Origin of the sequence: Flavobacterium sp. 9R, from assembly GCF_902506345.1 — a bacterium.
Classification (GTDB): domain Bacteria; phylum Bacteroidota; class Bacteroidia; order Flavobacteriales; family Flavobacteriaceae; genus Flavobacterium.
The window spans coordinates 3,106,082-3,120,302 of record NZ_LR733413.1; the positions used below are offsets into that span (position 1 = coordinate 3,106,082).

At 37.8% G+C, this 14,221-nt stretch carries 9 protein-coding genes; all 9 read left to right on the forward strand.

Translation table 11 applies throughout. The features are described from left to right. Positions 1-297: 297 nt before the first annotated feature. Positions 298-3,405: a TonB-dependent receptor gene (locus FLAVO9AF_RS13760; RefSeq protein ID WP_159690005.1), complete on the forward strand. Its 3,108-nt coding sequence runs from the start codon at positions 298-300 to the stop codon at positions 3,403-3,405. 14 nt (positions 3,406-3,419) lie between these two features. Continuing rightward, positions 3,420-4,934, forward strand: a complete 1,515-nt coding sequence (locus FLAVO9AF_RS13765) for a RagB/SusD family nutrient uptake outer membrane protein (protein WP_159690009.1) — start codon at positions 3,420-3,422, stop codon at positions 4,932-4,934. Positions 4,935-4,950: 16 nt separating this feature from the next. Next, positions 4,951-5,832 (forward strand): hypothetical protein, encoded by an 882-nt coding sequence (locus tag FLAVO9AF_RS13770; RefSeq protein ID WP_159690012.1) that lies wholly within the window; start codon positions 4,951-4,953, stop codon positions 5,830-5,832. A 135-nt stretch (positions 5,833-5,967) separates the two neighbouring features. After that, the gene (locus FLAVO9AF_RS13775) at positions 5,968-7,428 is read left to right on the forward strand and encodes a glycoside hydrolase family 30 beta sandwich domain-containing protein (protein ID WP_159690015.1); all 1,461 of its coding nucleotides are present in this window, start codon (positions 5,968-5,970) and stop codon (positions 7,426-7,428) included. Positions 7,429-7,639: 211 nt separating this feature from the next. Then, the gene (locus FLAVO9AF_RS13780; protein WP_236552325.1) at positions 7,640-9,109 is read left to right on the forward strand and encodes a glycoside hydrolase family 30 beta sandwich domain-containing protein; all 1,470 of its coding nucleotides are present in this window, start codon (positions 7,640-7,642) and stop codon (positions 9,107-9,109) included. Between the two features lie 62 nt (positions 9,110-9,171). Then, positions 9,172-10,905: a cellulase family glycosylhydrolase gene (locus FLAVO9AF_RS13785; protein ID WP_159690018.1), complete on the forward strand. Its 1,734-nt coding sequence runs from the start codon at positions 9,172-9,174 to the stop codon at positions 10,903-10,905. Next, a complete protein-coding gene (locus FLAVO9AF_RS13790) occupies positions 10,905-11,978 on the forward strand; it encodes a family 16 glycosylhydrolase (RefSeq protein ID WP_159690021.1) in 1,074 nt (357 codons plus the stop codon). The genes FLAVO9AF_RS13785 and FLAVO9AF_RS13790 overlap by 1 nt, the downstream gene beginning before the upstream one ends. Before the next feature lie 22 nt (positions 11,979-12,000). Next, entirely contained in the window at positions 12,001-12,855 is an 855-nt protein-coding gene (locus tag FLAVO9AF_RS13795) for an endonuclease/exonuclease/phosphatase family protein (RefSeq protein ID WP_159690024.1), read from the forward strand. A 2-nt stretch (positions 12,856-12,857) separates the two neighbouring features. Next, on the forward strand, positions 12,858-14,216 hold the full coding sequence (locus FLAVO9AF_RS13800; RefSeq protein ID WP_159690027.1) for an ADP-ribosylglycohydrolase family protein: 1,359 nt from the start codon (positions 12,858-12,860) through the stop codon (positions 14,214-14,216). Positions 14,217-14,221: the final 5 nt, after the last annotated feature.

Genomic DNA, 14,221 nt, shown 5'->3' on the forward strand with positions numbered 1-14,221 from the left:
TTGTTTGAAAAATGACTCAAACGGGGGCTTTTATTGTTTAAATTTTGTTAAAATCTCAAAAATGCAATTTTCTATACAAATGTAGTGTTTCTTTTAGTTTTTGTAATTTTTTAAAATACCATTACTGTGAATTTAAAATATTGATATTGAATATTTTGTGTTTTTTTTGATAAGTTTTTGTAAAGTTTATTTTTGGTAATTGATGTGTTTTTGTAAGGATTTTTAAATGTGAATCACAAAAAAAAACCTGTAGTATTGCGAGAAATTACAAATTAATTAACCAAAATTTTTAGAAAAATGAAATTTACAAAAACACTTATTTTTTGTTTTTCGTCACTCTTATTTTCCTTCTATGGCTTTGCTCAAGAAGCTGTAGTAAAAGGGAAAGTAGTAGACGAAAATGGACTTTTAGTTCCTGGAGCAACCGTTGCTTTAAAAGGGACAAAAGCAGCAACAACTACAGATTTTGATGGAGGTTTTTCAATTAAAGCTCCTTCGAACGGTACTCTTGTTGTTAGCTTTATTGGTTACAACACAATTCAAGAAGCAATTAATGGAAGAACAGAAATTGATTTTAAATTAAAGTCTCAATCTCAAGAATTACAGGAAGTTGTTGTTGTTGGTTACGGTACTCAAAAGAAGAGTGTGGTAACGGGAGCAATTTCTAGTATTAGGGCTAAAGACTTAGAGAGTTTACCACTTACCCGAGTTGAACAAGCTTTACAAGGAAGAAGTTCTGGTATAACTATAGCGGCAAACTCTGGTCAACCTGGTTCCTCAGCAACTATTAGAGTTAGGGGTATTACTACTTTTGGTAATAATGAGCCACTTTGGGTTGTAGACGGTGTTATTGTTGATGCAGGAGGTATTGGTTACTTGAACCAATCTGATATTGCATCTATTGAGGTTCTTAAAGATGCGGCTTCTGCGGCTATTTATGGATCAAGAGCTGCTACTGGGGTAATTTTGGTGACCACTAAAAAAGGGAAATCTGGAAAAGTTAGCGTAAACTACACAGGGTACACTGGAGTTTCTTCTCCATCAAGAAAATTAAGTTTATTAAATGCTACGCAATATGCGACATTGAATAACGAAGCACGCGCAGCGGCAAATCAGCCTATTCTTTTTCCTAATCCAAGTGCATTAGGTGGAGGTACAGATTGGCAAGATGTTATTTTTAGTAATAATGCTCAAAGAGTTGGTCACGAGATTAGCTTGTCAGGAGGTAATGAAGTATCTACTTTTTTTGTATCATTTGGTATATTGGATCAGGAAGGAATTGTTGCTAAAGACATTTCTAATTACATCCGTAAAAACATCCGTTTAAACTCTACTCATAAAATTGCTAAAGGGATCACTTTTGGTCAAACGTTAGGATATTCTAGAGAGAAAAACGTTGGAATTGGTAACACAAATAGTGAGTTTGGAGGGCCTTTAAGTTCCGCTATCAATTTAGATCCAATTACACCTGTTGTGGTTACAGATCCTATAGTTGCAGGTGGTGCACCCTATACTAACAATGGAGTAATTAGAGATAATAATGGTAATCCTTATGGAATTTCTAATATTGTATTGCAAGAAATGACTAACCCTCTTGCTTACATTCAAACAAGATTAGGAAACTACAGTTGGTCTGATAATTTTGTTGGGAATGCTTATTTAGAAGTTGAACCAATCAAAGGTTTAAAAGTTAGAAGTACTTTGGGAGGAAAACTGGCTTATTGGGGAGATGAGAGTTTTACACCTGTTTCTTATTTGAACTCTTCAACGATTAATTTGAAAAATAATATTTTCAGAAGCACTAATAAAGGTTTTGGATGGAATATTGAAAATACGGTTTCCTATTCTAATAAAATATCCAATCATAATTTTAATGTTTTGTTAGGTCAAGGTTCTTATGTTGATAATATTACAAGTGGTCATGGTGTAACTTATTTTAATATACCAGTTACAAGTTACAAAGATGCCTCTTTCAATTTTAGTGTTCCTCAGGATCAAATTGATGCTTATGCTTACACAGGCAATGATCATATTGTGACCTCTATTTTTTCAAGATTGAATTATGATTATAACGAAAAGTATCTATTTACAGGTATTATAAGAAGAGATGGTTCTACTCGTTTTGGAGCTAATAAAAAATACGGATCTTTCCCTTCATTCTCATTAGGTTGGGTAGTCACTAAAGAAGAGTTTTGGAAAGAAAATGATATCGTAAACTTGTTAAAAATTAGAGGAGGTTATGGTGTTACAGGTAATGATGCTATCGGAGATTTTGGATATTTAGCCACAATTGGAGGTGGTAGAAACTATACTTTTGGTAATTCAGGGTCTGTAACTGTAGGAAATAGCCCAAATGCGCCTTCCAACCCAGATTTACAGTGGGAGGAAACTAGCCAAGTCAATATAGGTTTTGAAACTCGTTTGTTCCATGATTTTAATCTAGGATTTGATTTATATACTAAAAAAACAACAGGAATTCTTCAAACTGTTACTCTTCCAGGTTATGTAGGATCAACAGGTAGCCCAGTGGGTAATGTGGCCGATATGACCAATAAAGGTTTTGATGTGGAGTTAGGTTATAAAAAGCAAATAGGAGAGTTGTCTATTTCTGCTAATGCAAATTTATCTTATGTTAAAAATGAAGTGACCTATTTAGGAAATGGAATTGACTTTTTATCAGGAGGAGTAGGATTCCAGTCTAGTACTTACCCAATTACAAGAACACAAGTAGGACAACCCGTTAATTCCTTCTTTGGATTCAAAACAGATGGCATTTTTCAAAATCAAGCAGAAGTTAATGCGTATACGAATAGCTCAGGACAGTTGATTCAGCCTGGGGCGGTACCTGGAGATTTCCGTTGGAAAGATGTAAACGGTGACGGTACTATCACTGCTGATGACCGTACTTTTATCGGAAACCCATTACCAGATTTTACTTTTGGTTTTACCTTGAATTTAGAATACAAAAACTTCGACTTATTAGTTTTTGGCCAAGGAGCTGTAGGCAATCAAATTTTCCAAGGATTACGAAGATTAGATATTGCTAATGCCAATTATCAAACTGAAGCTTTGGGGCGTTGGACAGGAGAAGGATCTTCAAATACTTACCCAAGATTGACTACAAATGATACCAATAAAAACTTCAATAATCCTTCTGATTTTTATTTAGAGGATGGAGATTATTTCCGATTCAAAACCATACAGTTCGGATATTCTTTACCGAGCAGTGTAATTAACAAAGTTAGTTTGGCAAAAGCTAGAGTTTATCTTACAGCTGAGAACTTATTTACTATCACAAAATACTCTGGATTTGATCCTGAAATTGGTGGTGGTGTAATGGGAATTGATAGAGGGTATTATCCTCAAGCAAAAACATTTATGTTGGGAGTTAATTTACAATTATAATAAAACGTAAAATCATGAAACTAAAAAATTTAAAATATACTATCCATGCGTTTGCCCTATTATTTGTGGCAACTTCATGTAGTGATGCTTTTTTGGAAATAGAACCAAAAGGAACTCCTTTGGAAGCTAATTATTATAAAAATGAAGACGAAGCTTTTTCTGGACTTGTGGCTGTTTATGACATATTAGGTAAACAATCTGGAGGTTTTGAAAATATGGTATGTATGATGAACGCTGGTTCTGACGATCACTACGCAGGTGGTGGTGGAGCAACAGATGGAACAGGAATGCAATCATTTTCTGATTATTCCATCAGCTCATCAACAATTCCAGGAAGCTTTTGGAATAATTTTTACCAAGGAATATTTAGAGCGAATACTTTGTTAGTAAAATTGCCAAATGTTCCTATGGCCGACGCTCAAAAAGTAAGATTTACTGCAGAAACTAAAGCCTTACGTGCCTACTACTATTTTGAGTTAGTTCGTTTGTTCAAAAACATTCCATTGATTACGGCCCCAATCCCTACCAGTGAAATTTACAATGTACTGCAAGCAAAACCAGAAGAAGTTTATGCTCAAATCGAAAAAGATTTGAAAGAAGCCATCCCTAATTTGCCCAATACCATAACTAACCCTACTACTGAGGCTGGACGTTTTACTAAAGGAGCTGTTAAAGCCTTACTTGGTAAAGTGTATTTATACCAAGGTAAAAATGCTTTGGCTGCTACTGAATTAGCTGAAGTAAATGGTACACCTGGAGGAACAAGTTCTTTTGGTTACAAATTATTGACTAAATATTCTGATTTATGGGTAATCAGTAACAAGTTCAATTCTGAATCGATAATAGAAGTATCTCACACGAGTAAAAGTAATGCCGGTTGGGGTAACTGGGGCTCAGGTTCTGATGAAGGAAATTCTATTAACGTAATGGTTGGACCTAGAGGATATTCTAGATCAACTAATTCTACAGCACCAGATTATGCTGCGGGTTGGAGTTTCAATCCAATCACTGTTGATTTGTACAATGCCTTAAAACCAGATCCTCGTTTTAGTTCAACTGTTGTTGATATGAAAGATTTGAAAGCTCAAGGTCTTGCTGATTATTCTCCAGGATACAAAGACACAGGGTACTTTATCAAAAAGTTCATGCCTACAACTGCCGATGTAACTACTGGTGGTGGAGATGCAGTTTTGAACTACAAACAAAACGTATACGTAATGCGTTTGGCAGATACTTATTTGATGGAAGCCGAAGCTTTGGGAGGAACAGGAGCTAGAGCTCAAGCGCTTCTTGATGCCGTTCGTGCTAGAGTTGGTTTACCATCTGTTCCAGTTTCTATAAATGCAATTATGGCCGAAAGAAGACTAGAATTGGCTTGCGAAGGGCACCGTTGGTTCGACTTGGTTCGTACAGGAAGAGCAGCAGCTGTTTTGGCAAGTAGAGGTTTTATCGCAGGTAAAAACGAAATCTGGCCTATTCCGTTGAAAGAATTAGAAAACACCAAACTGGTTCAAAATCCAAATTATTAATCGTAAATCAAAAAATATGTTTGTAAATATAATTTCAAAAAGAGCCATTTACTTATTCTTTGCTTTTGCATCTATAAGTACTTTGCTTAGCTGTCAGCCTGATGATGCTGTTGAAGGAAACGGATTGACTGATGCTAATGTTGACGCTTCATTTACTATTACACCTGTAGAAGGTGCAGTGAATACTTATATACTAGAAGCACAAACCAAAAATGTTATCGCCTCAAAATGGAACATTGGTGATGGAGTTTACGCTGGAAAAATGACAGAAAAAATTTCACTTCCAGATGCAGGAACCTACAAAATCACGCATATTGCTGTAGGAAGAGGTGGCTCAGAAAATGCAACTACCAAAGAAATTGTTGTTGCTACTTCAGACCCACAAAAAGGGAATTTGGTAAAAGGGGGCAATTTCGCCACTGCTGCCGATCACGCACAATGGAGCAGTTGTAATTTGAGTCCTTCTGGCGCTGCCAAATGGAACTTCAAAACCGGAAGCGCTACCATCAACTCTAATGGTGGTTGGGCTCAAGAAGCCATTTATCAAGCTATCGATGTGGTAAAAGATAAAGAATACACGATTGATATGAATGTTTCTTCAAACGATGGTTCGAACGAAACTTGGTTCGAAGTGTATGCTGGAACTACAGTACCGGCTTCAGGAGTAGAATACAAAGACAACAAAGTGATGGGATTAAGTACTTGGGACGGTTGTGCAAAAGCGGCCTTCTCTGGAAAACTATCAGTTGTGGGCTGTGTAAAAAATGCCGCTGGAGTTATCTCGAACACTGTAAAATTTAGTCAAACCGGAAAAATATATCTAGTGATTCGCTGCGGCGGAAACACATTTACTCCAAGCGGAATTACCATTTCCAAAGTGGAGTTTAGAGGAAAATAAGATTGTTTAAGTTAGTTGAGTTAAGTTTTGAGTTTTGTTGTAATAGCCCATTCTCATCCTGATTATGGGCTATTTTTTAACAAAAGGACGTAACTTAGATGATTCATTATTAGACATTTAATAAAATATACACACATGAATAAATCGGCTATATCTCTATTCTGTTTGCTTCTTATGGGAACCCTTTTTGCACAACAAAAGGAAAGCAAAGGAAAACAAGCGTTTACAACAGCTGGAAAAAAAGTAACCGTTTACACAACAGCAGCCAATACCGACTTGCGATTAAGCCCGACAGCTCATTTGGTTTTTGCAAAAGCAGCGCAACCGCTAGAAACAGAAATATCCATTTTTGTTGAGCCACAACGAAAATTCCAATCCTTGATGGGAATTGGAGGTGCCATTACGGATGCAAGTGCCGAAGTGTTTGCCAAGTTGTCAAAAGAAAAACAGCAAGAATTTTTAACTGCTTACTACGATACACAAAAAGGCATAGGCTATTCATTGCTAAGAACAACAATTCATAGCTCTGATTTTAGCAGTGGAAGCTATACTTATATCGAAGAAGGCGATAAGGATTTGAAAACATTTTCTATTGACCACGACAAACAATTCCGAATCCCAATGATTAAGCAAGCCACTCAAGCTGCAGGCGGAAAAATAGTAACCTATGTTTCTCCTTGGAGCCCACCAGCCTTTATGAAAAGCAACAAGCAAATGCTAAAAGGCGGAACACTCTTGCCAGAATATTACCAAGCTTGGGCCAATTATTACGCCAAGTTTATCAAAGCCTACGAAAAAGAAGGAATGCCTATTTGGGGATTGACCATTCAAAACGAACCTATGGCAGTACAAACTTGGGAATCTTGTGTTTTCTCTGCCGAAGCCGAAAGAGACTTCTTGAAAAACTACCTAGGACCAACCTTAAAAAAAGAAGGACTAGGCAACAAAAAAATCATTGTTTGGGACCACAACCGCGATTTGATGAATCAAAGAGCCAATGTGATTTTTACCGACCCCGAAGCCTCAAAATATGCTTGGGGAATGGGATTTCACTGGTACGAAACTTGGGCAGGAGGCGCGCCAATGTATGATAACGTAGCCAAAGTTCACGAAGCCTTCCCAGATAAAAACCTCATTTTTACCGAAGGTTGTATCGAAAAATTCGATGCTCAAAAATACCAATTTTGGCCTAACGCCGAACGATACGGAGCCTCAATGATACACGATTTTAATAACGGAACTGTAGCTTGGACCGATTGGAATATTCTCCTCGATGAAAACGGAGGACCTAATCACGTGGGGAATTTTTGCTTCGCGCCCATCCATGCCGATTCTCAATCGGGATCGCTAATCTACACGCCGTCTTATTATTATATTGGTCATTTTGCCAAATTCATTCGTCCGCAAGCGCGCAGAGTAGCCACCGCCTCTAGTCGCAGTAGTCTAATCAGCACATCATTTCAAAATGCAGATGGCTCAATGGTCACCGTGGTCATGAACCAAAGCGACAAAGAAGTCACTTACAATTTGATGATTGCTTCCGAGAAAACCGTAACCACAATACCACCACATAGTATTCAGACCTTGCTGTATTAAAACAGCAAAAACAGGAATAGGAAAAGCAGGAGCGAAACATTAGGCAGTACCTGTAGGCAACGTTCCCGCCATCCTTCCTAAGCAGCCGAGCCGAACACCGGCTCAGCTGCTTATCCCTCCTGTCGGGGCTAGGCAGCTATCAAAAGTGATTTTTTGGCAGCAAAGTATTCATATCAAAACTAACTCTAAAATTCTATAAACATTCCTACTTATGAAATTTGATATAACCAAAATAACACGATACTTACTATACAGTTTGGCTATTGCCATGCAAATTAGTTGTTCTTCCCCAAGCGATGGAGGAGATCCAACTCCAACGCCCACACCTACGCCCAATCCACCCGCTACCAAAAACGAAGTAGAGTATTGGCTTACCAAAGGCGACCAATCCGTACTATTGACCAAACAAAATGCGATTCTTGCCTTTGGAACTTTGCCCAATGCTTATGCCTCTATCGAAGTAAACGACGCACAAACTTTTCAATCCATCGACGGATTTGGATATACCCTAACTGGAGGAAGTGCCGATGTCATCAACCAGCTGACTGCTACTAAGAAAAAAGAATTGTTGCAAGAACTTTTTGGTGCTTCCGAAACTAGTATCGGCGTAAGCTATATTCGTATCAGTATTGGCGCTTCAGATTTGAATGCGGCTCCTTTCACTTACAATGATCTTCCTGCTGGCGACACAGATTTGACTTTGTCAAAATTCAGTTTGGCCCCAGATAAAAATGGCGTGATTGCTCTTTTAAAAGAAATTTTAGCCATCAATCCAAACATTAAAGTTCTTGCAACGCCTTGGTCAGCACCACTTTGGATGAAAGACAAAGCCAGTTTCGTTGGAGGAAGTTTACAAACACAATATTATGGAGTATACGCAAACTATTTTGTGAAATACATCCAACTTATGAAAGCCGAGGGCATCACTATCGATGCAATTACGCCACAAAACGAACCTTTGCACGGAGGTAATAATCCAAGTATGGTAATGACAGCAGAAGAACAAGCCAATTTTATCAAAAATAGTTTAGGTCCTGCTTTTAAAACAGCTGGAATAACGACTAAGATTATTGCTTATGACCACAACTGCGATAACATACAATATGCCACTACCATTTTTAATGATGCTGCAGCAGCACCATTTGTAGACGGATCTGCTTATCATTTGTACGGTGGCAATATCAATGCACTTTCTTCAATCTACAATGCATTTCCTACCAAGAATGTTTATTTCACAGAACAATACACAGGAGCAGATGGGGATTTTGGAGGGGATTTAAAATGGCATGTAAAAAATGTAATCATTGGCTCTATGCGCAATTGGAGTAAAAATGCATTAGAATGGAATTTGGCCAACAACAGTACTTTCGGGCCGCACACTAATGGTGGCTGTTCTACTTGCAAAGGTGCATTAACAGTAAATACTAGCGAATCTTTCAATCGTAATGTTGCCTATTATATCATTGCCCATGCTTCTAAATTCGTACCTGCAGGTTCCGTTCGAATTGGCAGTAACGTAGTAGGAAATTTAAACAATGTGGCTTTCAAAACACCTGCAGGTAAAAAAGTTTTGATTGTAGAAAACGATGGTAATACCAACGAAATTTTTAATATTAAAAACAACGGAAAATGGGTAACCACCTCACTTGATGCGGGTGCTGTAGCCACATTTGTTTGGTAGTTTTTCTTCACAACCCTTTTAGAGTATCAAACTTTAAAAGGGTTATTTTAAACACAATAAAAATGAAAAAAATAATTTTTATTCTTCTTGTTTGGCTGCCAACAGTCGGATGGGCTCAAGGCTTTTTGCACAGAGACCATCAAAAGATTGTGGATGAAAAAGGACAAAATATAGTACTTCGAGGTTTGGGTCTAGGAGGTTGGATGGTGCAAGAAGGCTATATGCTCAAAACGGGCAATTTTGCTGGACCACAATACAAGATTAAGGAAAAAATTTTAGCTGTAATTGGCGCTGAGGCCACCGAAAAATTTTACCAAACCTACAAAGACAGCGGCATCACCAAAAAGGATATCGATTCCTTGGCTGCTTGGGGATTCAATTCAGTGCGATTGCCAATGCATTATAATTTGTATACACCCGCTATTGAAAACGAAAAAAATGGTGAAATCACCTGGCTAGAAGAAGGTTTCAAACGCACCGATGCTTTGCTAAAATGGTGTGAAGCCAATAAAATATATTTGATTTTAGATTTGCATGCCGCTCCCGGAGGTCAAGGAAAAGATGCTGCAATATCAGACTATGATGGGTCAAAACCATCGCTCTGGGAGAGTGCTGCTAATCGCAATAAAATGATAGCTTTTTGGAAAAAAATAGCTGAACGCTACAAGGACAATCCTTGGGTGGGAGCCTATGATATTATCAATGAGCCCAATTGGAATTTTACCGGAACCAATGCCAATGGCTGCGACGAAGCTTCGAATGGTCCATTGCGTTCTTTGCTAATGGAGACCACTCAGGCCATTAGAGCCATTGATAAAAACCATTTGATTTTTATTGAGGGCAATTGTTGGGGCAATAACTACAACGGAATTTTTCCGCTTTGGGATAATAACTTAGCTTTGAGTTTTCATAAATATTGGAATACCAATGACCAAGCTTCCATTCAAACGATGTTGGATTACAGAACCCAATATGATGTTCCGATTTGGTTAGGCGAAAGTGGTGAAAACTCCAACGTTTGGTTCAAAGATGCGATTCGTCTAGTAGAGCAAAACAATATTGGTTGGGCTTTTTGGCCAATGAAAAAAATAGAAAGTATCGCTGGAGTAACTTCGGTAACTCAGCCGCAAGGCTATCAGCAATTACTGGAGTATTGGAAAGATGGAAAATCAAAACCAAGCCCAGCATTTGCCACAAAAGTCCTGATGGAATTGGCAAATAATTACAAGCTAGAAAAGGTTACAATTAGACCAGATGTGGTAGATGCTATGTTCAGACAAGTACAAAATTCTACGGCCAAAGCCTTCAAAAAAAATCTACTTCCAGCTCGAATTCTAGCTACCAATTATGACTTGGGCACACAAGGAGTAGCTTATTATGATACCGATTTTCAAAATATCGATGGTACAAAGTTTACTCCGTACAACAAAGGTTTCATAGGAAGAAATGACGGCGTTGATATTGTTCCTTCAAGCAATAAAGAGAGCAAAGGTTTTCAAGTAGGATTTATTGAGGCGGGAGAATGGTTGCAATACACAGTAACTTCCAAAAAGAAAGCTACTTATTCGGCTAGCATTACTTATGCGAGTGCTACAACAGAGGGGCAAGTGCATTTGGTTTTTGGAAACAACAAAAAAACAGAAAGTGTTCTGCTTCCCGCTACAGGAAACAATGACAAGTATAGTACTGTCACGATTTCCAACATTGCTTTAGAAAAAGGGGATACACCCGTACAAGTCGTTTTTGAAAAAGGAGGAATCCATTTTACGTATTTACAATTTAAAATAATGAACTAATGATGAAAATACACACTTTTAATGCAAAAATAGGTTTCGTTTTGGGCTTGTTTTTATTGGTTTTTCTTTCTTGTAGTGGCTCGGGTAGCGGTTCTGAAGAACCTGTTATTCCAACACCTTCCAATCTTTCGGTTACCGCAACTATTGTGGGTGCCGATGCGCAAAACCCTGCCGGTGACGGAAGCGGAAAAGTTAATTTTAAAATTAATGCCACCAATGCTACTTCATACAAACTATTGATAGAAGGCAAAGTGATTGATGTAACCACTACCGATTATGCTTATGTTTTTAAAACTGTTGGCACGAATAGTTATACAATTTTAGCTTCGGCTTATAATGGTACGCAATACATCAATACTACTATTTCGGTAACGGTAAAAGTAGAATCAAAATTGATTTGGTCTGATGAGTTTAACGTAAACGGAGCTCCAGATCCTTCAAAATGGAACACTCAAGTTTGGGATCCAGGGCACGTAAACAATGAGTTGCAATCGTATACGAATCGTTCTAAAAATCTAATCGTTGAAAATGGCGTTTTAAAAGTTACGGCTTATAGAGAAGATTATGGGAAAGGTAAATTTACTTCAGGCAGAATCGAGAGCAATGGCAAGTTTGAATTTACCTATGGAACGATAGTCATTAGAGCCAAAGTACCTGTTGGAGTAGGAACGTGGCCAGCAGTTTGGATGCTTGGCGCCAATATTGGAACAGTAGGATGGCCAGCTTGTGGCGAAATAGACATTTTAGAATCGGTTGGAAAGAATTTGGATCAAAACCATTCCTCACTGCATTCCCCTGGACGTTCTGGAGCGACTCCTGATACAGGAATCATAAAAGTTCCAAACAGCAGCACCGAGTTTCATATTTACAAAGCCAATTGGTCTGCTTCCGAAATCAAATTTTATGTAGATGATGTGTTGTTCTACACGTTTCAAAATTCTGATAAATTTCCATTCAATAAAAATTTCTACTTGATTGTCAATTTGGCAATGGGTGGTGTTTGGGGTGGAGACGTAGATCCTAATTTTACTTCATCTACTTTCGAAATTGATTATATTAGAGTCTATAATTAATACAAACGAATTCTTTTATCTGATGAAAAGCAAAGCAAACATTATCCTTGGACTTTTAGTACTGCTGATTGGAACAACAGTTTCGGCACAATCTTTAAAAGTTATGACTTACAATATCCGTTTGGATATAGCCAGTGATGGGCTCAATGATTGGTCGCACCGAAAGGACTTTTGGATTGCGCAAATGCAGTTTTATGTCCCAGATGTTTTTGGGGTACAAGAAGCAACACCTAATCAGGTAACGGATTTGACGCAAGCTTTTGCTAATTATGTTAAGGTAGGAATTGGTAGAGAATTGGAAGGAAAAGGAGAAGCCTCTTGTGTGTTTTTTAAAAAAGACCGATTTGATCTCCTACAATCCAATACGTTTTGGTTGTCCCAAACGCCTAATCAGGTTTCTATGGGATGGGATGCTGCGTGCAACCGAGTATGTACTTATGTTTTATTGAAAGACAAAAAAAGTAAGCAATTCCTTTGGGTATTCAACACGCATTTGGATCATATGGGTCAGGAAGCCCGTACCAAAGGAATTCAGCTTATTTCAAAAACCATAGCCGAACTAAATACTAAAAATTACCCCGTTATTTTTATGGGCGATTTCAATACGACTCCCAACGAGAGTAGAATTTTGGAATTGAAAAAAGTGATGGAAGATTCCAGAGAATTATCCCAAGAAAAACCTTTTGGACCTGAGGGAACTTTTAATGGATTTCGTTATGATGTGGCGGTGAAAGACCGAATTGATTATATCTTTTTGTCAAAAAATAGCGGGTTGACCGTTCAAAAATATGCGGTTTTGACTGATGCTAAAGACTTGCGCTATCCTTCAGATCATTTTCCAGTTTATGTAGAATTGGTAGTTAAAAAGAAAAAATAGGGATGAAGTACCCCGTTGCCATAGCTGTTTTGCTTTTGTTTTGGAGTGTTTCCTTAAACAGTCAAAATCAAAAAAACACTAAAAAAAGAAAATCTGTAGTTACAACCACTCTGCCTAAAACTACTGATTTGGTCATTTCCAGAAGGGATTATAAAGACAAACTTTATGGTTTTTGGTTAGGACAATGCATTGCCAATTGGACAGGTTTGGTTACCGAGATGGACAAAATAGGCGATATCGGGGAGATCAAAACGGGTAAATTTTATACCCGATTGGATTGGGGAAAACCAGATCAGCCAAGTATTTGGGGACAAGGTGTGCCGAGCGATTTGTCTAAAAACATCGATTTTGTTTTTGTAGGTCCTGAGGGCATTTGGGGTTCCGATGATGATACCGACATAGAATACATCTACCAAGAACTTCTTTATACCAAGCAAAAATCAATTCTTTCAGGCGAAGATATAAGAGAGGGCTGGTTGCGGCATATCAAAAAAGAAGAGGAAAATTATTTGTGGGTTTCCAATCAAAAAGCATTTGATTTAATGCAACTTGGAATGGTTCCACCTGCTACTGGAGATCCAAAGAATAATCCTGAATACGAAATGATTGACGCACAATTGACCACAGAAATTTTTGGGTTTTTTGCGCCATCAAGACCAGACATTGCTTTAAAAATGGCGAAACTTCCCATCCAAAACACCGCCAGATACGACTCCGAATGGATTGCTAATTTTTATGTGTCGATGTATGCTTTGGCTTCTGTTGCTGATACCAAAAAATCAAATAAAGATAGCATTCTTTGGATGGCTGAGGTTGCTAAAAAGCAACTTCCTAAAGATTCGTATGCTAGCAAAATGTATGATTTTGTAAAAAGCAGGTATTTGAAAAACATACCTTGGGAACAAACCCGAGATGAGGTGTACCAGCGCTATCAAGTCGAACAAAAAGACGGTTACGATATGACTTCAAAGTATCGGTATTGCAATGGCTGCTTTGCCTCTGGAATTAATTTCGCTTCGAGTTTAATCAGCCTTTTTTATGGAGAAGGAAATATCGTCGAAACGATTAAAATAGGAACATTAGCAGGTTGGGATTCTGATAATCCTACAGCTACTTGGGGAGGTTTATTGGGTTTTATGTTGGGTAAAGAAGGTATTGAAAAAGCCTTTAATCGAAAGTTTTCTAATCAATTTAATATTCACAGAACCCGAATGGGATTCCCAAACAACGGCATCGACACTTTTGAAAATATGGCTCAAAAAGGAATTGAAATTATAGATAGAGTCGTACAAGAAGAAAGCAAAGGAAGCGTCGATTTTAAAAAGAATGTGTGGATTATTCCACAACTAAATAAGTACTAAAGAAA